At 26.7% G+C, this 24,138-nt stretch carries 26 protein-coding genes; 15 read left to right on the top strand and 11 right to left on the bottom strand.

The features are described 5' to 3' along the window. The first annotated feature begins 22 nt into the window (after positions 1-22). From PXD04_RS12640 to PXD04_RS12600, 9 genes are all read left to right on the top strand, one after another. Positions 23-925: an exopolyphosphatase gene (locus PXD04_RS12640; protein ID WP_323737233.1), complete on the top strand. Its 903-nt coding sequence runs from the start codon at positions 23-25 to the stop codon at positions 923-925. A 52-nt stretch (positions 926-977) separates the two neighbouring features. Beyond that, a complete protein-coding gene (locus PXD04_RS12635) occupies positions 978-1,163 on the top strand; it encodes a tautomerase family protein (protein WP_323737232.1) in 186 nt (61 codons plus the stop codon). Positions 1,164-1,174: 11 nt separating this feature from the next. Beyond that, positions 1,175-1,363, top strand: coding sequence for a 4-oxalocrotonate tautomerase DmpI (gene dmpI / locus PXD04_RS12630; protein ID WP_323737231.1), 189 nt, complete (start codon positions 1,175-1,177; stop codon positions 1,361-1,363). A gap of 8 nt (positions 1,364-1,371) precedes the next feature. Then, positions 1,372-1,572 carry a 4Fe-4S binding protein gene (locus PXD04_RS12625; protein WP_323737230.1) on the top strand — a complete coding sequence of 67 codons (201 nt, stop codon included), beginning with the start codon at positions 1,372-1,374 and terminating at the stop codon, positions 1,570-1,572. A gap of 90 nt (positions 1,573-1,662) precedes the next feature. Further along, the gene (locus PXD04_RS12620; protein ID WP_323737229.1) at positions 1,663-2,193 is read left to right on the top strand and encodes a flavodoxin family protein; all 531 of its coding nucleotides are present in this window, start codon (positions 1,663-1,665) and stop codon (positions 2,191-2,193) included. A 227-nt stretch (positions 2,194-2,420) separates the two neighbouring features. After that, positions 2,421-3,392, top strand: coding sequence for an alpha/beta hydrolase (locus PXD04_RS12615; RefSeq protein ID WP_323737228.1), 972 nt, complete (start codon positions 2,421-2,423; stop codon positions 3,390-3,392). A gap of 316 nt (positions 3,393-3,708) precedes the next feature. Then, complete coding sequence (locus tag PXD04_RS12610) at positions 3,709-4,776, top strand: transposase (RefSeq protein WP_323735456.1); 1,068 nt, start codon at positions 3,709-3,711, stop codon at positions 4,774-4,776. Positions 4,777-5,010: 234 nt separating this feature from the next. Beyond that, a complete protein-coding gene (locus PXD04_RS12605; RefSeq protein ID WP_323737227.1) occupies positions 5,011-6,078 on the top strand; it encodes an acyltransferase in 1,068 nt (355 codons plus the stop codon). Positions 6,079-6,179: 101 nt separating this feature from the next. Continuing rightward, entirely contained in the window at positions 6,180-7,130 is a 951-nt protein-coding gene (locus tag PXD04_RS12600) for a bile acid:sodium symporter family protein (RefSeq protein ID WP_323737226.1), read from the top strand. Between the two features lie 153 nt (positions 7,131-7,283). On the opposite strand, the gene PXD04_RS12595 is transcribed toward PXD04_RS12600, so the two are convergent. The 6 genes from PXD04_RS12595 to PXD04_RS12570 form a co-directional block, all read right to left on the bottom strand. Next, the gene (locus PXD04_RS12595) at positions 7,284-8,351 is read right to left on the bottom strand and encodes an NAD(P)-dependent alcohol dehydrogenase (protein WP_323737225.1); all 1,068 of its coding nucleotides are present in this window, start codon (positions 8,349-8,351) and stop codon (positions 7,284-7,286) included. A 172-nt stretch (positions 8,352-8,523) separates the two neighbouring features. Next, positions 8,524-8,973: a hypothetical protein gene (locus tag PXD04_RS12590; protein ID WP_323737224.1), complete on the bottom strand. Its 450-nt coding sequence runs from the start codon at positions 8,971-8,973 to the stop codon at positions 8,524-8,526. Between the two features lie 434 nt (positions 8,974-9,407). After that, complete coding sequence (locus PXD04_RS12585) at positions 9,408-9,644, bottom strand: hypothetical protein (RefSeq protein ID WP_323737223.1); 237 nt, start codon at positions 9,642-9,644, stop codon at positions 9,408-9,410. 106 nt (positions 9,645-9,750) lie between these two features. Then, positions 9,751-10,968 carry an ATP-binding protein gene (locus PXD04_RS12580; RefSeq protein ID WP_323737222.1) on the bottom strand — a complete coding sequence of 406 codons (1,218 nt, stop codon included), beginning with the start codon at positions 10,966-10,968 and terminating at the stop codon, positions 9,751-9,753. A gap of 193 nt (positions 10,969-11,161) precedes the next feature. Continuing rightward, the gene (locus PXD04_RS12575; RefSeq protein ID WP_323737221.1) at positions 11,162-11,434 is read right to left on the bottom strand and encodes a type IIL restriction-modification enzyme MmeI; all 273 of its coding nucleotides are present in this window, start codon (positions 11,432-11,434) and stop codon (positions 11,162-11,164) included. A gap of 26 nt (positions 11,435-11,460) precedes the next feature. Further along, positions 11,461-12,360 carry a DUF4062 domain-containing protein gene (locus PXD04_RS12570; protein ID WP_323737220.1) on the bottom strand — a complete coding sequence of 300 codons (900 nt, stop codon included), beginning with the start codon at positions 12,358-12,360 and terminating at the stop codon, positions 11,461-11,463. A gap of 1,282 nt (positions 12,361-13,642) precedes the next feature. Here PXD04_RS12570 and PXD04_RS12565 point away from each other — a divergent pair. Both PXD04_RS12565 and PXD04_RS12560 read left to right on the top strand, forming a co-directional pair. Beyond that, positions 13,643-13,909, top strand: a complete 267-nt coding sequence (locus PXD04_RS12565) for a hypothetical protein (RefSeq protein WP_323737219.1) — start codon at positions 13,643-13,645, stop codon at positions 13,907-13,909. After that, positions 13,906-14,184 carry a type II toxin-antitoxin system RelE family toxin gene (locus tag PXD04_RS12560; RefSeq protein ID WP_323737218.1) on the top strand — a complete coding sequence of 93 codons (279 nt, stop codon included), beginning with the start codon at positions 13,906-13,908 and terminating at the stop codon, positions 14,182-14,184. The genes PXD04_RS12565 and PXD04_RS12560 overlap by 4 nt, the downstream gene beginning before the upstream one ends. A gap of 15 nt (positions 14,185-14,199) precedes the next feature. Here PXD04_RS12560 and PXD04_RS12555 read toward each other — a convergent pair whose 3' ends face one another. Together PXD04_RS12555 and PXD04_RS12550 are read right to left on the bottom strand one after the other, a co-directional pair. After that, complete coding sequence (locus PXD04_RS12555; protein ID WP_323737217.1) at positions 14,200-14,676, bottom strand: hypothetical protein; 477 nt, start codon at positions 14,674-14,676, stop codon at positions 14,200-14,202. Positions 14,677-15,235: 559 nt separating this feature from the next. Then, complete coding sequence (locus PXD04_RS12550; protein WP_323737216.1) at positions 15,236-16,636, bottom strand: MATE family efflux transporter; 1,401 nt, start codon at positions 16,634-16,636, stop codon at positions 15,236-15,238. Between the two features lie 382 nt (positions 16,637-17,018). Here PXD04_RS12550 and PXD04_RS12545 point away from each other — a divergent pair, with 382 nt between their 5' ends. After that, positions 17,019-17,660: a CatA-like O-acetyltransferase gene (locus PXD04_RS12545; protein WP_323737215.1), complete on the top strand. Its 642-nt coding sequence runs from the start codon at positions 17,019-17,021 to the stop codon at positions 17,658-17,660. A 224-nt stretch (positions 17,661-17,884) separates the two neighbouring features. Here the strand turns inward: PXD04_RS12545 and PXD04_RS12540 are convergent, their stop codons facing one another. Together PXD04_RS12540 and PXD04_RS12535 are read right to left on the bottom strand one after the other, a co-directional pair. After that, on the bottom strand, positions 17,885-19,012 hold the full coding sequence (locus tag PXD04_RS12540) for a VWA domain-containing protein (RefSeq protein WP_323737214.1): 1,128 nt from the start codon (positions 19,010-19,012) through the stop codon (positions 17,885-17,887). A 42-nt stretch (positions 19,013-19,054) separates the two neighbouring features. After that, positions 19,055-19,876 (bottom strand): helix-turn-helix transcriptional regulator, encoded by an 822-nt coding sequence (locus PXD04_RS12535; RefSeq protein ID WP_323737213.1) that lies wholly within the window; start codon positions 19,874-19,876, stop codon positions 19,055-19,057. A 199-nt stretch (positions 19,877-20,075) separates the two neighbouring features. Here PXD04_RS12535 and PXD04_RS12530 point away from each other — a divergent pair, with 199 nt between their 5' ends. From PXD04_RS12530 to PXD04_RS12520, 3 genes are all read left to right on the top strand, one after another. Continuing rightward, positions 20,076-20,897, top strand: coding sequence for a helix-turn-helix transcriptional regulator (locus PXD04_RS12530; protein WP_323737212.1), 822 nt, complete (start codon positions 20,076-20,078; stop codon positions 20,895-20,897). Positions 20,898-21,397: 500 nt separating this feature from the next. Then, complete coding sequence (locus tag PXD04_RS12525; protein WP_323737211.1) at positions 21,398-22,420, top strand: uroporphyrinogen decarboxylase family protein; 1,023 nt, start codon at positions 21,398-21,400, stop codon at positions 22,418-22,420. A gap of 46 nt (positions 22,421-22,466) precedes the next feature. Then, positions 22,467-23,495 (top strand): uroporphyrinogen decarboxylase family protein, encoded by a 1,029-nt coding sequence (locus tag PXD04_RS12520; RefSeq protein WP_323737210.1) that lies wholly within the window; start codon positions 22,467-22,469, stop codon positions 23,493-23,495. A gap of 177 nt (positions 23,496-23,672) precedes the next feature. On the opposite strand, the gene PXD04_RS12515 is transcribed toward PXD04_RS12520, so the two are convergent. Next, positions 23,673-23,921, bottom strand: coding sequence for a DUF5654 family protein (locus PXD04_RS12515; protein WP_323737209.1), 249 nt, complete (start codon positions 23,919-23,921; stop codon positions 23,673-23,675). Positions 23,922-24,138: the final 217 nt, after the last annotated feature.

Raw genomic sequence — 24,138 nt, 5'->3', positions numbered from 1 at the left:
CAAATATATAACTAGTGAAAATATGTTATATGCAATAATAGATATTGGTTCAAGTATTATTAAATATAAAATATATGAATATGACAGTAATACAATAGAACCTGTAATAATACATGATAAAACAACAGGGCTAATTTCTTACAGAAAAAATAATAAACTAACTCCTGAAGGAATTGAAGTTTTACTAGATACATTAAAAGAGTTTAAAAAATATTCTGATAAATTACATGTCAATAAATCATATTATGTTGCAACTGCTAGTCTAAGAAACATAACAAATAGTCAAGAAGTTATAGACATTGTTAAACGCGAATTAAACATAGATATTAATATTTTAAGTGGCGAAGAAGAAGCAGAACAAAGTTTTAAATCTATAAGATGGATTGAATTAGTATCAAATGATGGAATTCTTGTAGATATGGGTGGAGGAAGCAGTGAAATAACAATTTTTAAAAATAAGACCGAAATAATAGAACAAAAAAGTATACCTATAGGTGTACTGACCATTTTTAATGAATATGTTAGTTTATTATATCCTACCAAAAAAGAACAGAAAATTATAATAGAAGAAATAATTAAAAGGATAAATTCGTTAGATATACCAGAATATTCTGAAGAATACTTGTATGGTATTGGAAAAACTTGTGTAACAATAAAAAAATTATTAGAACATTTAAAAGTTAAAAATGATAAAGGTAATGTTTTAACAATAGAACAAGTAGATCAAGTACTTAGAAAATTGTCATCCAATACTAAAGAAAATTTTAAACCAGCTTTACTTGTAGATTCTGAAAGAGTTCATACAGTTATACCTAGTTTATTAATTATAAAAGCATTAGCTATACGTTTTAATATTAAAAAAATATGTGTATGTGATGTTACATTACAAGATGGAATAATTTTTGATGTAATAGAAAACAAATAATAACATTCAAAAACAGAGTATATAATAATAGAATTTTTAGGGAGAAATAAATATGCCTTTAATAACTGTTGAAGCATCAAAAAAATTAAGCAAAGAAACAAAGAAAACAATGATTGAAGATGCATCAAAAGTAGTTGCTGAAGAATTTGGAGTACCCATACAGGCAATTACTATGATGATTTATGAAAATAGTCCTGAAAATATAGGAGTGGGTGGAAAACCTGTATCAAAAGAATAGGAGGAAATATAATGCCAGTTGTAACAATAGATGGGCCAGCAAATGCTACTAAAGAAGCAAAAAAAGCAATAATAGAAAAAGTATCAAAAATTGTTGCTGATGCATATGAAATGCCAATAGAATCAATAACAGTACTTATAAGAGGAAATCAACCGGATAATATAGGTGTTGGAGGAGAACAATTATCTTCAAAACATTAGGTGATTAAATGGCTGTAACGATAGATGAAAATATATGTAATGGAGTAAACGAATGTCTTGAGAATGGAATATGTATTCAAAGTTGTCCAACAAATGCAATAGATAATAAAGAAGGAAGACCCTCTGTTAAATATTTCTCATGCGTAGATTGTGGAATATGTGTAGATAAATGTCCTAACAAAGCAATTATAGCAGCAAGAAGAAGTTAAACATTATATTTATAAAAGAAATGAGTTAAATAATCTCCCATCCCCACCCACCAATTACTAATTTTATTGATTTAAATAGAGTTGAAAAATTTGAATATAACAATTTTAACCGGAAGTTATAATTTAAATGGTACGTCAAATACATTAGTTGATGAATTTATTAAAGGAGCTCAAGAAAAAGGACATAATATTAAACGTTTTGATACCGCTCATCTTAATATTAATGCATGCACTGGTTGTAATCATTGCGGAATGGATGGTGACTGTATTTTTAATGATGATATGACAGAAATATTAAATTCAATAGAAGATAGTGATGTACTTGTCTTTGCAACACCTGTTTATTATTTTGCAATGACTGCCCCTCTTAAAGCTACACTAGATAGATTCTATTCAAGAACTATGAGAATTAGCTCAAAAAGATTAAAAACCATACTAATCACAACCTGTTGGAATAGTGATGACAGCACAGTTAATCCTGTTAAAGGGCATTATGAGAAAATGGTTGATTATATGCATTATGATAATTTAGGTATGATTCTAGGTAAAGGTTGTGGAACTGTTAATATGATGCCTAAATATTATTATGAAGAAGCCTTTAATTTAGGAAAAAACATATGAAATAAGTTTCATTAAATAATTAATAATTCAGATTAAAAAATTATTAAAAAAAAGTATGATTATAATATTAATCGCAGATTAAACAAAGACAACTCCCTTTTGTAATGTGCGTATTATTGATTAACTACTTAAACATTTTATAATAAATACAATATTAAAAGTATAATTAATTTAAAAAAATAGTATAATCTGAAAAAATATTTATATTACTATTAGAAGGAAATAATATGAAAACAGAACTAAATATTACAGAAAAATGGGATAAAGTTTTTCCGCAAAATGAAAATGTAAATCATGAAAAAATAACATTCACCAACCGTTATGGTATCACACTTGTAGCTGATAAATTTGAACCAAAAGAACATGAAGGTAAACTTCCAGCTATTGCAATAAGTGGGCCATTTGGAGCTGTAAAAGAACAAAGTTCCGGATTATATGCACAAATACTTGCAGAAAAAGGTTTCTTAACAATAGCATTTGATCCCTCATTTACTGGTGAAAGTGGAGGAAATCCTCGTTATATGGCTTCCCCTGATATTAACACCGAAGATTTCCAGGCAGCAGTAGATTATTTATCCAATGACGATAATGTAGATTCTGAAAGAATAGGAATTTTAGGAATATGCGGATGGGGAGGAATGGCATTAAATGCTGCATGCATAGATACAAGAATTAAAGCAACAGTAACTAGTACAATGTATAATATGAGTAGAATAAATGCGAATGGATACTTTGATGAGGGAGATAATGCTGATACAAGATATGAAGCAAAAGTAGCTTTAAATAATCAAAGAACTGAAGATTTTAAAAATGGGGAATATATACGAGCAGGTGGCGTTATAGATCCCGTTCCTGAGGATGCTCCACAATTTGTTAAAGATTATCATACATATTATAAAACAGAACGAGGATATCATCCAAGAAGTTTAAACAGTAATGAAGGATGGAATGTTATAGGAACAATGTCCTTTATGAACCAGCCCATTATAAATTATAGTGATGAAATAAAATCAGCTGTTCTTATGATACATGGAGAAAAAGCACATTCATGTTATTTCTCTAAAGATGAATATGATAAACTTCAAGGAGATAATAAAGAATTATTGATTATACCTGATGCAGTACATATTGATTTATATGATAATTTAGAGGTAATACCTTTTGATAAAATAACTGAATTCTATAATAAATATTTATAAAGTGACATAACCATCACATTTTCTTAATTAACCCCTTATTTTTTTACATGATGACATTTTTTTAAAGTAGAATAAAAATACAGTTATTTAAATTCTTATTTAATGTAATGTCTAAGGAATTTAATTTAATTCATTTAGGGGTCTAGAAAAGTAATATATTTTTACGACCTATAAACGCTTATTTTTTAGTATTAAACATTTAATTAATCTTGGTTAAAAATAATACATTTGGTTTTTACTTGGATTTTTATGAAAGGTTTTTATTATCGAAATATTTAAATAAAACCTTTAATAAACATATTATTAGTGAAGAAAAATGTTATTAGGTTTAAATTTCGATAATTCCAACCCATATACTAGTTTGTTAGAAGAAATATTTAATATTATTGATTCTAGAAGAATCCAACAAATAATAGCTTCAAATGGTATAAAACCATTGAATAAGTTTAATTTTACTTTAAAAGTTATATTTATTAGTCAATTTTTTAATTTAAAGGTTTCATACATCATTGATGAGATAAATAGGAAACCAGAAGTTAAATCTTTTTTTAATGTTAAAACTGTGTTATCAGTTTCTCAGGTTACAGAACTGATTGGACGTTTTTCTGCCCAAACAATAGAAAAAACTATCAATACAATACTCAGATATCTTAATAGAAATAATAGAGTTCAATCACATACTTATTTACTTGATGCAACTCCATTGGATGTTGATTATAATTTTGATAGTAAGAAGATTTCCAAGAAAAATCTTGAAAATAAAGATCCAAAATGGGGTCATGGAACAAGTATTGGCTTCTATATAGGCTTTAAAGGAACTTTTGTACTGGATTACAATACTATGATGCCTGTTTTATTCATAATACACCCAGGTTCACCCCACGACAGTCAAATATTCCCAGAAATACTAGAACAAATGAAAAAACACCACTTATTACACCACAATGATAAAATACTAGCTGATAGAGGATATTATAGTTATGAAAACTATGAAATAGGCTTAAAAAAATACCACATACAACCATTAATCCTCACTAAATCTAATTTCAACATAGAAAAACTAAACAACGCATTAACCTGTCCATTAGAATATTTCAGACAAAACAAAAAAGATAAAGAAAATAAAAGTAAATTCATAAAATTAGCAAACTCATTTTGTAAAAACATAATCAAAAGAAAAAGAATTAAATATGTAAGAAGCCATATCGAAGACTTTTTTAAATTCCTTAAAGAAGGACTAAATTTAAAACATTTCCACAAATATACAACAGAATCTGTTAAAAAAACAACATTACTAACTGTATTATTAGCATCCTTAATAATTAATCAAGGATACACAACAAAAACAGACTTACAAATGCTTTCTGAAGGACGAATAATCTAGACCCCTAAATTCATTATTTAATTGATTATTTTTTAAGATTTATTTTTATTACATTACCACTTTACAATTTCTATGGTATACTAAAATCATTATTAAAAAATATTTTGGAAGTTTTTAATTTTCCAGTAGAATTTTATTATTAAAAAATAATAAAAAATATATTAAATTAACTTTAAAAATAAGTATATACAAAAAGCTAAATATTATTTTTTTAGATATATCAAAATTTTTGAAATGATAATGATGGAACGAATTATATACGCTGATTATTTAAGAGTAATTGGGATAATATGTGTTATTGGAATTCACTTATCTTTATCCTATGTAAATTTCCACCACGCTTTTACAAACATGTGGTTTCAAGGAATACTTTCTTCTGCAATAACAAGAGCTGGAGTATTATTATTCATAATGGTATCAGGAATGCTGCTGCTAGATAGAGAAGAACCATTAAGTAAAGTACCTCAACGATTAAAACGAGTACTGATACCCTTTTATTTCTGGTTATTTTACTATTTTATGAAAGATGTGTTACTTGATCACCAATTAGTTAATGTGAATTCAACAAACACATTTTTTATAGAATTAATTAATGTATTATCTGATCCTACGAAGATATCTATAGAATTTTGGTATATTTATATGATTGTGGCCTTTTATTTAATGTTACCATTATTATATCAGATGATAAAACATGTTTCAGAAAAAGAAATAGAATATTTCCTAGTTATATGGTTTATAGTATTATTATTAAATTTCTTCAAACATAAAATATACATCTTAAATTATATGAATTTATTCACAGGACCTCTGGGTTACTTCATACTAGGATACTATTTGCATAAAAAAGATTCGAAGTATACTAAAAGTAAAAAATTTGGATTAACCCTATTCCTATTAGGAATATTGATACTGATATTAAGTTTTTATATTCCTGCTTTAATAGCCGGCCAAACAGATACTAGTTATATCTTAGTAGGGAATATAGAACCAGGTTCATGTTTAAAAATGATGGGATTATTCATAATATTTAAAAATATAAATTTTAAAAAAGTATTTGGCAAATATTCTGATAAAATTAATTCATATATACTTAAATTTGCAGGATATACTTATGGAATATATTTAATAGTTAACATACCTTTAGATTTTATAAAAGACCATGGCTGGTTTAACTTAGAAATTAGCCCTTTTATCAACATTCCCCTATTAATAACTATTTCAATAATTATTTCGATAATAATATTATATGTGATGAATAAAATACCAATATTAAAGAAAGTTACTGGTATGAAAAATTAAACTATCACCCCCACCCCAACACACCATTCTTTTCTATCAAAGAACAATATTACAGTAAATAATTAATATGTTAATATATTAAAATTCACATAAAGAATAATATGAAAAGAATTTTTAAATTTATTGAAAACAACTTTTTTGTAATTGTAATACTTTTTGTAGCCATCACTTTATTATATCCAAATATCTTCTCATGGGTATTAGGTAAAGTTCATGGAATAAATATAATGAACTTACTTTTAAGTATTATACTATTTGGTATGGGTACAACCCTAAAATTTGAAAATTTCACAGAAGTTTTCAAAAAACCAAAAGAGATAGGAGTCGGATTAATAGCACAGTATATGATAATGCCCCTATTAGCGTTGACACTTGCTTACATATTTAAATTAGATACTGCTTTAACTGCAGGATTAATCCTTGTAGGCACAGTACCTGGTGGAACAGCATCTGATGTTATCACATTTCTTGCTAAAGGAGACTTAGCATTAAGTGTGTCTTTAACAGCAATATCAACTGTAATATCCCCATTATTAACACCTTTAATCACAGTGCTACTAATCGGAAATCACATACATTTTAATCCAATTGAGATGTTCATTTCAATAGTTCAAATTGTACTCATCCCTATAATCTTAGGTTTACTGGTTAATTACAAATTCCCAGACTTTACTGAAAATTTAAAAGATTATTTGCCTGCAGTATCTTCAATTGTGATATGTTTAATAATTGGAGGAGTTTTGGGTGCGAATATTAACTCAATTTATACTGCTTCATGGATAATATTAGTAGTTATCATATTACAATATTTTATAGGTGTAGCATTGGGTTTTGTTGTGGGTTATTTATCAGGAATGAAAATGAAACAAATTACAACTGTTGCAATTGAATTAGGATTCCAAAATTCTGGTTTATCAACAAGTCTGGCAAAAACACATTTTCCTAATTACCCTATTGCAACCGTTCCTGGTGCTTTATATTCTGTTTGGCAAAATCTTGCAGGATCAATACTTGCATACTTATTCAGGAAATATTTGAATAAAGAAGAATAAAATTAAATATCCCCCAATACTTTTTTTAATGAAATGAAAAAAACTAGTTTTATTTTGAATTATGAAAGATTAAAAATTTTTTATTATAATAGTTAGTAATGTTTTGAACTGGAAATACCTAATAAAAAAAAGTAAAAAAAAATGTGTTGTTGTTTAATCACATAAAACAACTGGTTTAATTAAGTCTTTTGGTTTATCTTTCATTAACATTAAAGCATCTTCTACTTTATCAAATCCTTTGAATTTGTGTGTTATGAGTGAGTCAGGGTTTATTCTACCATATTCTATAAGGCTTGCTAGACGTTCCATTCTTACTCTTCCACCAGGACATAATCCTGTTGCTATATCTATATTTGCCATTCCACAACCCCATGCTTCACGTGGTAATGGAACTATGTCTGCTCCACTGAGATAGTTTACATTTGATATTACTGATCCTGCTTTTGCCATTTTTACTGCTTGTTTCCATGTTTCCATGTTTCCTCCAGCAATAATTACTGCATCCACACCTTCATTATCTGTTGCTTCCATTATTTGTTCATCTATTGGGCCTTCTTTATAATTTACAATATCTGTTGCTCCGTATTCTTTTGCTACTTTTACACAGTTTGGTCTTGTTCCTACTGCAAATATTCTACCTGCACCTAGGTTTCTTGCTCCGGCTACTGAACATAATCCTACAGGACCTATTCCAATTACTGCCACTGTTGATCCTAGTTTTATTTTTGCATTTTCTGATCCCATCATTCCTGTTGAGAACATGTCTGAGAGCATTACTGCTGTTTCTGGTTTTACATTTTCAGGTAATTTTGCTAAGTTTGCATCTGCTAAGTTTACATGGAATACTTCTCCGAATACTCCATCTTTGAAGTTTGAAAATTTCCATCCACCTAATGCTCCTGTGGTTTGTGATGGGAATCCTCTTTGTGCTGCTTCATCTTCCCAGTCTGGTGTTATTGCTGGAACTATTACTTCATCCCCTACTTTGAAATCTTTTACGTCTGGTCCTACTTCTTCTATGATTCCTACTGCTTCATGTCCTAGAATCATGTCTTTTCTGTCACCTATTGCTCCTTCCCATACTGTATGTATATCTGAGGTACATGGAGATAATGCTAATGGTTTAATTATCGCATCTCGTCTACCACATTCTGGTTTTTCTTTTTCTACCCATCCAACTTCGTTTAGTTTTTTCATTGCGAATCCTGTGAATTTTGACATTTTCTTTCACCAATATTGTAGTTAAAACCAAATACCATGATATATCTTAAAAAAATTATAATGATTAATCATTATATTCAGTTCTATATTTAGTTTAGTTCTTGGAGTATATAAACATAACGATAATTTATCATGATTAATCATGACATATATTTTTAAAAAAAAATAATATTTAACAACAACCCCCACCACTATGAACATGCAACTCAGAAACATTCTTTCTAGGAACATTCAACTGCTTCAACTTATCAAACAACAATGCAAGAGAAATTTCCGCCCTAAAATAGTTAAAAAAGACATTAGATTTCTGATAATCATCAAAATAATTATCATTAGACTCAACATCAGTTAAAAACCACTCAACATCACCCTCCACAAGACGAATTAAATCCTCCTTATAATGCAACAAACTATGCTCCATCTCATGAGCCCTATCCCTAATTTTTATAAAATTTTCCTTATCCTCATCAGTTAATTCATACAACTCCTCATAAGTAATCAAATCATTATACTTTAAAAGAGAACTGTACATACCTTCACATTCAACAATCAATTCATCAACATTCTTTTGAACCTGATTAAACTCAAATTCCCTATGTTTATTAGCTTCATCAAAATACATTACAACCACCAACAAATCCAAAATATTAAAATTATAAATTATTTATCCACATTACTTGATAGATATGTAGGAATATATTTTTTTATCTACAGACATAATAACACACCCATAGTAAATTATTTTTAACTAGAAAAATTATTTTCATAAAAATTAGACAAACTTTATGTGAAAAAAATAATTACTTATAAATCTTCTTTCTATGAATGATATCTACAATATTTAGTGCATCCTCTTTTCCATCAACAAATAAGATAATCCTATACCCACACCTAGAACGTTTAAAAGGTCTTTTTGTTTTAATATTTTTATATTTTTTATGATAATAAACTTTTTAAATGGATAAAATATTACATATAACCCTATCTTTAAGAGGATTTTTAGATTTTCGAATAAAAATTTCTGCTTCATTACTTATTCTTAGTTTCATAATTTTATTAACCTCTCATAGCATTAATAAATTCTTCATCATTTTCATACTCATTAAAATTATCTTCTTTAATAATATTTTCTAAATGACTTTCATATTCCTCATCAATATCATTTAAATCAAATAAACGTTCATTCCTATCCAATATTTCATTAATTAAATTATCATATGATTGATTTTTTCGAGCTAAATCAGTTAACCGTTTATTTATTAGTTTACTTATCCTTATACTTGTTGCATCCATAAATTCACCTATACGAAGTATATAAATTATATAATATATATAAATTATGCAAATAACATAAAACCCACAGTACTATCATCAATAATTATCTCTTTAAAATTTTACATTATATATTTTCATCTTTGAGAAAATCAAGTATATTCATATGTTTTATACCATTTCGTGAATAATCATATCCATCCATTGTTAAAATATACTTCGGATAATTATCCTGTATCAATTCTAATGATTTAAATTCCCGTTCTCTTGTTTTTACATCAAGCAATGACTCAGAAACTTGAACATAAATTTTATTTCTTCTTTTTTTACATACAAAATCAACTTCATTATGAGCAATGTTTCCAACAGTTATTTCATATCCTCGCCTAAGTAACTCAAGAAAGACTATGTTTTCCAGTATAAAACCTCTATCCCTAAATTCATCACTAATTAATAAATTATAAAATCCTATATCAACTACATAATATTTTTCAAGTGTTTTAAGTACTTCTTTCTTCTTAATGCTTTCACGTTTAACTTGATATAACAAATAAGCATTAGTTGCATATAAAATATAATTCATTATAGTATCAGGGTGAGAATTACGACCCTCAGATTTTAAATATTTTTTTATGGAATTTACAGAAAACAAGTTCCCAATATTAATTACCACATACTCAATTAGTTTACGATACAAATCTGTTGAGGTTATCTTCTCTAAATCAAAAATATCATTTAACATTATGGAATTATAAACATCCAACAGGTAATCATCTTTTTCATCACCACCCTCATATTTCAGATGACCCGGCAATCCACCATAAATTAAATACTCCTCAAATAGTTTTAATTCAGTTGTTATATCAATAGTTAATCCTTTTTCTTTATAGTAGTCAAGGTATTCCTTGTATGAAAACGGATGTATTTTTACAGTTACATATCTACCAGATAATACAGTTCTATTGATTCCTCCAAGCACTCTAGCATAAGACCCCGTGACATATATGTCTGAGTCAAAATCCACACGATATGAATTAATAGCTTCCTCCCAGTTATTAACTCTATGTATTTCATCAAAAAACATGTATATTTTACCTTTATTATTCTTTACTAAATCATAAATTACCTCATCCAGCTGAGTATCCTTCTGAATATGCCTATACTTTCCTGTTTCAAGTGAAATATATATAATGTTTTCATCAGGAACATTACTTCTTTTCAATTCATCCATAAACGACTTAATTAAATGTGTTTTTCCTGATCGGCGAACACCGGTGATTATTTTTACATCATCAGTATTCATTAATTTACTTAATTTATCCATATATTGCAAACGTTTAACCATAACTAACCACACATAGAATACAATTCTTAATATATAAGTATTTATAAACAAAAGCATATATAATTTTTTAAAGTGACTTAATAAAAAATATAAAATAATAACATAAATTATAAGTGACTTAATAATTAATAAATATAAAATATAGAAATTATAACTGAATTAATAAAAAAAAATTGAAAAGAGGAACACATAATTAAGCACCATACTCAGAATATAATTTAAACAATAACTTCATACGTTCTTCATCATTCTTAAACGCTTTACTCTGATAACACTTATCAACAAGTTTATCCAACTTTTCATGAGCCTTTTTCAAATCAGGAGGCATGATTAATGGATCATATAAGTTTGCCAATGTATCATCATACTTATCCCTTATTTTTAATATTTCAGTTACCTGGCTTCTTATTTTATCTTTCAAGTCCTCTGAAACGTCCATAGGAAATGGATAGTTATTATATACCAAAGTATTAGAATACCTGTAATCGCCTTTTAATCTTCCACAGGTACTAAAAATCTGCCGGGACTTATTATTTCTATCCTATTGGAGTAAATATAAAAGGTTATTGTATCTCCAGGAATAGTATAATCTTTATGAGCAATTGCATTAACAATTGCTTCCCTAATAGCTTCAAATGGATACTCTGGGATAGAAACGCTTCTAAAACCTTTTACTATTACTCCATGCCTCGTATTTCTTTTGAAAAAATTTTCAACATCATCTAATAAAATAGGAATGGGTGCATGAGATTCTTGATAATCAATAATAGTTAATCTATCTTTTCCTTCAAATCGAACCATTTTAATTTCATGTTCTATATTATACTTTTTAATATTGTTACTGAAAAATAATGCACCAGCATTAGTTAAATGGAATGTGGTACCCATCAAAACACCTGCATGAAGATATTGTAAAATTTCAGTTTTTTCTCTATATCCTTTTAAAGATTTTAAACCTTGATTACTTAAAAAATCAAAATATCTTTCATATGATGTAATATCCACATCATCCAATGATGAATTTTTAATTATTGATTCATCAAAAGGGTCTGATGAAAGTCGTTTATTCATATAAGAAATAATTGTCTTTTTTATTTCTGTTAACAATTCTTCTTTAGAATCAAAAGTTGTATAAGTTGTTTCTTGTTGAATTCTCTTGATAAATTCATTTGTTTCCTTTTCACGTTTATTCATCCATTTAACATAGAAAAAATAATCCGATTTTATTTTTTTATATTCGTTATATTCCAGTTCTGTTGCAGATATTCCCTCTTCAGTAATATTACCATAAGTATAACCCAATAAACCAATATAAATATCAGAATTTCTGACTTCTGAAACATAAATATCTTTTGGTGGAGGAGAAGATGATTCAACATCTTCCTCAAACAAAAATATAGTTATCCAATTTTTCAATAAGGGATCTTCAGCTAAACTTTTTTAAATAAATAAACGTTCCTCGATGAATTCACTAAGATTACTACTTAAAAATATTTTTATTGACATATAAACACAACTCTATAGTTTTAATTGTTTATATAAATTTCAACGTATTCAAAAACCAAAATAAAAACAAAACCATTAAAATAAAACACAACATACAAACAATACCCAACAAATAAACAAACAAAAAACCAAAATAAAAACAACAAAAAACGTATTCAAAAAATGAACAACAAATCCAAAAACCAAAATAAAAACAAAACCATTAAAATAAAACACAACATACAAACAATACCCAACAAATAAATAAACAAAAAACCAAAATAAAAACAACAAAAAACGTATTCAAAAAATGAACAACAAATCCAAAAATATTAAAAAAAAATGATTCATATAAGACTAAGTTTTTATCAGTAAAATCTCTTGTTGCTATTATTTAAAGATATTGAATAATTATAGATTCTTCTTCAGAAAATTCTTCCATGACCATATTTTTTCTATCAGTATATTATGTCATTATAAGATTGTTTTTTATTATCCATGTTTGTTATAATTCTATGAACTTCATCTGAAACGTGAATTCATTACGATCAACTTAATATTTTACAGAATTATAAAATTAAAATTATTTATATTTTATTATTGATGTTATAGAAAATAAAAATATTATGATTAATATAAAAAATATAAATTTTTAGAGAGGATAAACGAGTTTAGTAAAATGAAAAAAAGATACTCCTTTTTATAGTAGGAAAGATAAAGTAGAAAATGAGAAAAATAGTAGTTACACTTGCAATGTATGTCTGAAAATCGAAATATTAAGTTGTTGGTGTATATGTCATATATGAAAAATGAATCTAAATTACCCCTATTTTTGGAAGAATTTTTGATCAAAAGAAAAATTTGAAAGTTTACTTCGTTATATCTATGTATAACGAAATAATATAGATAAAAAGTAATACTTTTTAGGTGAATTTAAGCTAAAAAGTAATACAAAAAAATGTTAACCACTCAGAAGACAAAAAGTAACAAACTCATTTTATGAAAAATATTGAAAAATAGAAAACTTACTAAAATAGTAAAAATCAACCATTACATATACATGAAGTAATATCAAATTATAAAAGTAATGAAAAAATGAAAATGAAGGAGAAAAAGTACACCAAGTATAAATAATAGAAAAAATAAAACTAAGAATAAAATGTGTAAACAATAATAATGAGTGAGAAATATGATGAAAACAATTAAAGTAACACAAGAAGTACATTCAATGTTATCAGAAATAGGTAATAAAAAAGATACATACAATGACATTATTCTCAAATTAATTAATGAACATAACGAACAATATTCTGAAGAATTTGAAGATGATCAAGCAGACTACTATAACAAATGCATAGAAAAAATAGAAAATGAAGATTACAGTGATATAATCGAAGTAGACTTTGATAACATTGATGAAGAACTAGAAAGATTAGAATCTGAAGGCACAATATGAAATATTCTAAAAAACCAACAAAATTATTCTTAAAAAAGCTATCAAAATACTCAAAAACAAATAAAGAACTATATGACAATATACTCAATAGTTTAGACATTATAACCAAAAATCCATTCAATTCAACAAATAGACAATTAAAAAGTAAAAAATGTCCAAAATGTAAAAGATATCGAGTTGGAAACTATAGAATAGTATACTATGTTAATACTAAGAAAAAATTTGTTGAATTTATAGATGTGGATGATAGAGCAAATATTTACAGAAAATATTAAAAAAATAAGATATAATTAAATATCTTGCTTTTTAATATTATTTGATTTAAATAAAGACAAAATACGGTCAATATATTCCTCATCCAATTCTTCATCGTTATCTTCAAAGTCTGGATCATAACCATATTCCTCTATAATTTCTTTATATTTCTGTATGTTTACTTGAAATCCAATAACTGCACCACCTGCATCATGATTAACTGATGATACTTTATTACCCACACCAATAATACAGAGGTCCTCTGAATAATTATTATTAAAAGAGATTATATCTTTAAGAGCATATACTTGGCCTGATTTAGTTATCATCGTGATTGTAGCTTTTTTAGAATCATAAGTAACATAATCCATTTCTTTGAAAAAATCTGTTAACGGTGCCAATATTTCAGAAAACTCTTTTTCGGGCATATAATGTAAATATCTTCCTTTAGAGTTATTTTCTTTAAAATAATTAAACATTTTTCTTAAAAATATTTCAGATTCTTTAGACATTTTTAGCCTCCATAATATATTATAATCATATAAACTGATCCTATTCATTCCTTTTTAAATTTATCATCAAATTCTTCCAAAAAATAATCAAAATCGGATTTATACATTTATCTTGTACTGGTTCCTTTTTTGTCATGTTATGCTGTTTGCATAGTTATCAAATTTTACTTAGTACTACGTTTTTACTGAATATGTTGTACATTTCACCAATTTCTATGTATTCTATGTGTTTGTAGCATTTAATTCGTTCTATGCTTGCACTTTGGTTTTTATCTGGTTTTATTGTTGTATCATGTATTGTTAGTTCTTCAAAGTCTGTTAATATGCATAAATGGTAGTTTTACAGTTCCCCCCCCCTCTATCTTCTTACTTGAAATGATGTTCTTTATCATTTTGCGATTTTTATATTTAGATAGGAATATGAATAATTACCTATTTTTAATCATATATACTTAATGAATATTATTAATTAAATGTATTCAAAGAATTATAATTAAAATTGAATTAAAAAAGAGTTGGAGTTGGCTATAAATGGTAGCCAACTGATTGATTGGAAATATTAAGAGGTATTTTCTGTTTTATTTTCTTTTACTAGTTTATTTAAATAGTTATTTGCAGATATTATTGCTATTAATCCTCCAATAGTATATCCAACAAGAATTCCAAACCATACTCCATTTATTCCCCATTTTAGTATTACTCCAAACAGTACTGCAAACAGTGTTGCACATATTGCTTCTCTGATTATTGTGAATATAAGAGACGTTGTCCCTTTTCCGAGACCCTGAAACATATATGTGGATATTACTCCTCCTGGGAACACTATGAAGAACCATGCAAATATGTGGAAGAATTCTACTGTTGGTTCAAATAGTCTTATGCTTGTTTCTCCATAGGAGAATATGTATGCAATTTGTGGTGCAAATACTAAAAATACTACTAATGATAGTACACCTAATATTGTTCCTATTTTCATAGAGTAATTATAAGCTATCCTCATGTTTTCATATTTTTGTGCTCCATAGTTTGTTGCAATTATTGAGATTAATGCAACAGATATTGCCATCATTGGTTCTGTTGCAAGTGTTACCATTCTCCATCCATTTTCAAATACTGCTACTGAATCTGTTGTTGATACTGCAAGTATTATAAAGTGCATCATAGCTGTGATAAATGTTATAAATATCATCTCACATATAGATGGAATGGCTACTTTTAGTATATCTCGGAATATTTCCGGTTTGTAGTTAAAGTGAGATAATGTTGGTTTTAGATAAGTGTCCTTTTTGATGTAAATCCAGTAGATTATTACAAAAAGCACCATTATTAATGATAATACCGTTGATAATGCTGCTCCAAACATTCCCATATCAAGTGAGTATATAAATATTGGATCAAGTATCATATTTATTACTGCACAAAATACCATTACATACATTGTACGTTTGTTATCTCCTTCTGATCTTAGCAGCCCATATAAAGCATTTGGCATTACAACAAATATACTTCCTACAAAGTATATACGTGCATATTGCATTGCATAATTAAGAGCCATGCCTCTTGCACCCATACAAATAAGTAATTCTTTCATGAAAACTGTAAATATAACCGTTACAATTATGGAGACTATTAATGACAATATGACTGAATGTGTTGCTGAGTTATCAGCCATTTTATCATCTTTTTGTCCAATATATTTTGATACAACAGATGTTATACCTGCACCCATTGATGTTCCTATACTGATTATTAAAAATTCAAGTGGTATGACAAATCCTACTGCAGCTAATTCATCTGCCCCTAATCCTGCTATCCAAAAAGAGTCAATAATATTATATAACGATATTATCATCATTGATAACATCAATGGTATTGATAATTTTAGTACTGCTTCTTTTGGATTTCCTCTTAATAAATTTACTCCTTCAGTTTCTTCTCTTTTTGAAAATTTTTCTTTCATATAATTTACTCCTTAAATAACATATAAAATTCTAAAATACAAATAAAAATTAATTAAAAAGTAAATATATGGACAATATTTTAATATAATAACAATGCAAATAATAATATAATCTTCTAAAAAAAATAGCATTAAATAAGTAAATATGTGCATTTTAGAATGATTACAGTGAGTATTTGATTTAAAAATTGTCGAGCGAGTGCCCTTATATTTAAATTTTAATTAATCTTCATTAATTCAACAAAAAATCGAATATTATATTCTAATTAAAGAAGCAAATACTGCTACTGATATACACATATTTCTCAATTTCCTAAATTTATTATATGATTATTTATAAAATAAAGTATATATAATTTAGCACAAAAAGGAGAATAATAAAATGGGTCAATATCCTAAAACAGAATTAGATATTAAAGTAGAAGAATTACCTTTCCAAGATTTTCTAACATCAAGATACTCCATGACAGTAAGAGTAAATGCTCAAAAAACATATACATATTCTAAAAAAAATAACATACCTTTCTTCAACATGACTGCATCATGCATCTTAGAAGCAATAAATGAAATACCTGAATTTAAAAGAAGAATAATAGATGGCAAAGTCTACGAGTATGAAAAGATAAATGCTATTAGTCCAATAATGCAAGAAGACCATAGCATTAGAGAAATAGAAATCCCCCCTCTTTCAGAACTAGGATCATTAGAAAAATATAATGAATATATAGAAAATAAGAAAAAAAATATAGAAAACAATCAATTCCTAGTTGAGCCATCATTAAGAGACATACTACCTATATGTAACTTATCTTGCATTCCTTGGATAAACTTTGACTCAATGACCAACATCATAGCCTCACCTAACCAATTAATGCCCGTTATAGCTTGGGGAAAACTAGTTGATGGAAAAATCCCTATTTCATTAACTGCAAGCCATGTATTCATATTTGGATATCATTTCAAATTATTCTATGAAAAAGTAGAACAATACTTAGAACATCCAGAATTACTATTGAATAAGTAGATAATTATATCAGTACTTATATCATAATTATAACATATTAAATAGTCTTATATGTGTGTTATAATACAGTTTCTGTTAAAATTTAAATAAGAAGAAATATGCTGGATCTGCGATATTTTATAATCTGTGATTTACAGGAGAGTTTATTATTGTCTTCTTTTAAAATAAGAAAAGATTACTTCTAACTATTAAAATAAAAAATATTAAAAAAAGGATTGGTGAATTTATAATTGACTTATTACTTTTTCAAATTTATCAAGACTAGAAGTTTCGTATATTTCGACTCCTACATCTTCGTAGTCTTGTACACAACTTGTGGCATTATTCCACCTAATTTTCTTTTCAGGATTTAATATTATGACACGATTTGCTTTTTGTACCATATGTTTCATGAGTGTTGCACTTTCTAATACTCCATTTACTCGTTTTCCTTTCCAGTCCCTGCAATCGGTTAATATAATGATATCAGTACGATGAGTTATTTCTGCCTCATCAAGAAATTCTTTAAATGATTTTACCATGTCTGATTGTCCATAACATAATATTCCCTTGCTACGTTGTGCTACATTTACTTGTCCTATAGTTCCAAAGTGTTCATTTAGTAATAAATCTGTTACATCAATTAATCTGTTGTCAAAGTCATATACTTTTACTTTATCAAATGTGTTTATGCATCCGTATAATAATAAGAAAAACCAGGATGTAACCCATTCACAGGATCCGCTAACATCGCATAGAAAGATATGTTTTGTCTTTTTCATCGGAGGTTTATCATATATTAATTTCATTATATGTCCCCCATTTTTTATGTTTGCCCTGATTGTTCTAGTCATGTCAATATGGTGCGAGTTATTCTTTTTTCTTCTTTTTGAACGTTTATTGGCTATTTTTCTGCTGAGTTTTTTGCATAACTCAAATAATCTTTGATCAAAATTATCTAATAGTAACATACTTTGATTGACTAATTTTCCCTGAGATGCTTTAGTTTCAGAGTTATATTCTATCATTTCATCATATAATTGTTCAAGTTGGTCTAGATCTTCATTTTGATTAAATATTAAGTCTTCACCAGTTACTTCTTCTAGTACTACTTCTTCATGATCCTGTTTTTTTCTGTTATTTTTTCTAGATTTTATGTTTACGTTTGTAAAAATTTTATTGAAAACTCTGTCAAATTTATCATAGTCTTCGAGGTTTTTAACATATATTACTTTCAGTGAGTTATATAATTCGTTAACTGTCATTGATTTACCTAATGTTTCGACTACTTCCATTGCTAATGACGTGCTTCTAATACTTACTGGCATTCCTTCTTTTCTAAGATAATTTGAAAGTAAAACTATTTTATTCATGTGTATTCCTTCATTCAAAATATTAATTTGATCAGATAAATTCTATTGAGGATGCGTAGTTTCTTTATATGAATCAAATAAATTATTTAATTTTTTAACATTCGTTTTATCTTCGTTTAATAACATTACGGAGTCATCATAAACTCCATTATCATATATTAGGAATAATGATGAAAATTTTTCGGTACAAGTTAAAAATTTATTCAATCTACTTCCCTGATTTACTGCCCATAATCTGATTTTTCCTTTACCTTTTAGTTTAAAAAACCTTTCATGAAGCTCGGAGGCATATATATTTTTTAAAAGGATATTAGATGTAATTAAGTCTAATGTTCCATCATTTTTTTCTAGTGAATTTAGAATTGCTTCTAAATGATATGTGGATAATACAGGCAATATTACTTTTATATGCTTAGATTTTGATATTAATTCTGAATAAACATGGGATGGCTTATTATAATCGAGATTATCATTTTCTACTATTGAAGAATTATCCCATAATTCCATATTTAAAACAAATGGTAAAGGTAATTTATCATATAAATGATTATCCCAAAAATCTAAATTGGAATTAATACTTCCCCAGTTACTGATTAGTTTAACAATATGTCTGATTGTGAAATAACCTTTAGAAGTTAAAGTGTATAACTCTTTATTTCGTTCAATAAGATCTTTATCTTCAAAGTCTTTTAAGTAATGTAAAATATTACTTTCAGATTTATTAAGAATTTCTTTAAGATTCTTAACTGTTTTATCTGATTCATACAACTCCAACAAAATCTCTACACGAAAAGTACTAGTTAAAAAATACTGTATTTTTTCAAACGATTGTTGATTAAATAATAAATTTTCATCAGATCCCATAAAATCACCCAAAATTTTATTATATGTTAGCTAGAATTCTTATTAATATTATCTATATCATAATTAAAATATAAAATGTGCGATATTAGTGATTTAAAAATAAAATTTAAGAAAAATAAAGTAAAATTGACAAAAAACACCTCATACAATATAAATAAATAAAAATAAAAATTAAAACAGTATACAAAAGGTGTATAGAATGGTATTTGAAGATATAACGGAATATGATACAATTCAAAAAGAGATTAAATTTATGGTGCGATCAGAAATAAAATTGAAGATTTTGTCCAATTTATGTAAATCCGATTTGAATGCAAGAGAATTAAGTGATAAGGGTATCAATTACGGTTCAATATCAAGCAACATTAAACAATTAGAGAAAAATGGATTAATAACAAAATTAAACGATAAATACCATATAAAAAATTCAGTTAAAAAGAAGATGATAAATTTACTTTATTTAAACAAAACTATTGAAAATATAGATTGTTTTGAAGATTATATTAATCATCATTATGTGAAAAATAATAAAATAAAAGTTCTTGAAGAATTACCTTTGAGTGAAAACTATGAAATCATACATAATACACCTTTAAATCCATACAAAGTAGTCAATAACTTTACCAAAAATATGACATCAGAAAAAAGTGTTAAAATTATTTTCACGCATGTACATCCTGAATTTAGGAAAACAACTGAAATTGATTCAGATACAACGACTGAATTAAAAATTTTAGTACCAGATAATATTAAAGAATTTTTAATTCAGAACAAAAAGGAGATTAAATCTAGTCCCTTGAAAAATAGGACAGTTAAAGTTAAATCGGTTGAAAATATTAAGTTATCTTTAGCTATATCCGAAGAAGAGGTAATGTTTGTTTTATATAATAATAATAAAACATATGATACTAATGCTGGAGTTATTTCCCATGATCCGAAATTTATAGAATGGGGAAATAAATTATTTGAAGAAATTGAATCCATGTCAGATGACACATATTTAATTTTAAATAATGTTTAATATCTTTTAACTTTAATGTTTTATTATATACTTTTTTATATTATATTTTTAATTTTTTTAGAAATATATTTTATTTATTATCATTGTATCCACCATCTTTTTCTTAGAGTAACATATTTTTTTATAATATAAACAGTATATTTGAAAAAATATAAAAATTTCAAAATATGTATTAACTTTTAAATTTAAGTAAATAATCATAATTTAATCTATAAAAAAATATTTGAAATTGATTATAAAATTAAAAATAATAAATTGATATAAACAACTTATTTTGATTTTTAAGCTTTAAATTGTCTTAAAATTTGTTAAAAAATATGAATAATAGGTTAAACATACTATTAAGTAGAAATTCATACGATTATTAGAATTTAAAGAATGTGTAACATTATACATATAATAACTCCAGAGTGTTTAAAAAAAAAATAATTGGTTTACTATTGGTAATTGAAAAAAGGATAATCGTCTGAGTTTCATAATAATAAATAGATGTGATGTATATGGATCTTAATTTAAGAGATAATTTAATAGCAGCATTAACAACAGAAGATAATGAAGTAACTCCAGTAGGATCTTTTCCCGCAACATGTATGATAGAATTAATGGAAAAAGAAGGAGTTTCCTGGCCAAAAGGACATACTGATGCTGAAGACATGGCAACAATTGCAGCAAGTGCATACGAACATGTAGGATTAGAAAGTATGGTTTTACCATTCGATTTATGTTTCGAAGCAGATGCATTAGGATGTGAAATTGCACTAACTGATCATGACAACTCATCATCAACAATCAACTGTCCATTCGACATAGAAACATTCGAAGCACCAGAAGACTACATCCACAATGCAAGATTCCCTGCAATGGTAGAAGCAACCAACATATTACATGAAAAATATGATGATAAAGACGTACCAATAGTAGGAGCAATGAGTGGTCCATTAACCGTTCTAGGACAATGTCTAGGAATAGAAGGAGTATTAAAAGATATAAACACAAAAATAAATGTTGTTGAAGATGCATTAGATGAAGTAAACATTGCTTTAATTGAACAAATAGAACTATATAATGAATTAGATATGGATGCAATCGTATTATATGAACCAAACGGAGCACCAGAACTATTAGCACCACCATTATACAAACAATTATTAAACCCACTACATGAAGAACTAACAGATACCTCCGACATCCCAATGGTATTACACATATGTGGAAACTCACTTCCACAAGCAGAAAACATGCTAAGTACCGGTTACCAGGGAATAAGTATTGCAGATGATGTAGACATAAACGAAGCACAAGCAGTACGTGAAAGATTAGGTTCAGATACTGTAGTATGTGGAAACATTTCAGTAACAGATACATTATTCATGAAATCACCAGAAGCAGTAAAAGAAGAAGTAAAAGTAGCACTAGACAAAAATGTAGGAGTATTATTACCAGCATGTATGATTGCACCATTATCACCAGCAGAAAACGTACGTGCAATGGTTCAAGCAAGAAACGAATACTTTGGAATATAATCCCCATCCCCAAACTTTTTTTCTTTTTATAAATTGAATATAAATCGTGATTAAAATTAATACAAAAAACAATTTATATAACTCATTAACATTAAATGAAATAGAATGGATACCCTGCACTACATTTTCAGCAGTAAATCTAACAGAAATAACTAAAAAAAACAATATAACTTTCCCACAATTACATAATGATCCCGAACAAATAGCAAAAATAGCCTCCATAAGCCATGAATATTGTGGATTTGAAAGTATAGCATTACCTTTTGATTTATGTTTTGAAGCAGAGGCATTAGGATGCACTGTTAAACTAAAAGAAACAAATACCAAAGAAATAATAGATACACCATTTACACAAATGGAATACATAGAAATACCCGAAGATTTTACAAATAATGCAAGATTTCCTACTTTAGAAAAAGCAACAAAAATCTTAACAGATAATTATAATGAGGAAATTCCAATAATCGGTTCCATAGTAGGACCATTCACACTCTTAGGACAAATTTACTACGAAGGTCTAGAAGGTGTTATAAAACAATTAAATACAAATATTGTTGATGTTGAAGATGCATTATATTCTATTACAACAGGTCTAATGGAAGAAATTAAATTCTATGATGAGATAGGCATTGATATCATCGCAATCTATGAACCTAATGCTACACAATCAATATTAGAACCACATTTATTCAAAAAAATATTAAAACCTTTTCTAGAAGAGTTAGCAAACTATTCAAAGACACCCACCGTATTACATATCTGTGGAGACATAACTTCTACACTAAAAGAAGTATTAACTTGTGGTTTTGAAGGAATAAGTATTGCTGAAAAGGTAGATATTACTTATGCTAAACAGATACAAGCAGAATTAAACACAAAAACTAGAATCTGTGGAAATATTTCTACTAATGAAACATTGTTTAGAAAAACTCCAAAAGAAATTTATAATGAAACATTAAATATATTAGGCAAAGGAATAGACATTCTTAGTCCAGGGTGCATGATCTCCCCAAACACACAATTAAAAAATATACAAGCTATGATAAAAGCCAGAAATGATTTTTGTGATTTATAATCAGACTAATTTCTTTTTACAATAGTTCACAAAAATTAACTTTTTATGTATAAAAAATAGATATGCATAGTTAAGTATAAATTAAAAAAATTATCTTTTTTTAGATAAAAAATAAGCTGTTAATTTAATTAATTCTAAAAATTAAAAATAAAAGAAGATTAAACAAGAAATATTTGCTTATTCTTCAATATCGATACCTGCTTTACCGACTAATCTTCCAATGAATAAAGTTACAACTACTGCAATAATTGTTACTACAACAGCATAAATTAACATACTGGATACAGCTGAACCGGATGTACCAATGAATTCTTTAATTAAAGTTTGAATTGCTTCATTCCATGCAGAACCTGCTACAAATGCGAAAGCTGTTGTCATTAAAACAGAAATTGTTTTTAAAATTTCTTTATGTACTTGATCTGCCATCTAATTAACCTCCTATTTTTCAATACAATATTTAATAGTATAATATATAATTTATTTATCATATTATTAAAATATAATGATTTTTTATAATAATTTTTAATATTAAAAGAAAATATTAAATGAGATATGTGAAAAAAAGCATTAAATAAATTAAATATGAATTTAATAATTAAGTTATGTCTAATAATTATTTAAGGGATAATTTGATTTAAAATTC

It is taken from the genome of Methanosphaera sp. ISO3-F5, assembly GCF_034480035.2.
In the GTDB taxonomy this organism is placed as follows: Archaea; Methanobacteriota; Methanobacteria; order Methanobacteriales; family Methanobacteriaceae; genus Methanosphaera.
The sequence above is the reverse complement of the archived record's forward strand: the minus strand, read 5'-3'. Positions and strand labels throughout refer to the sequence as shown.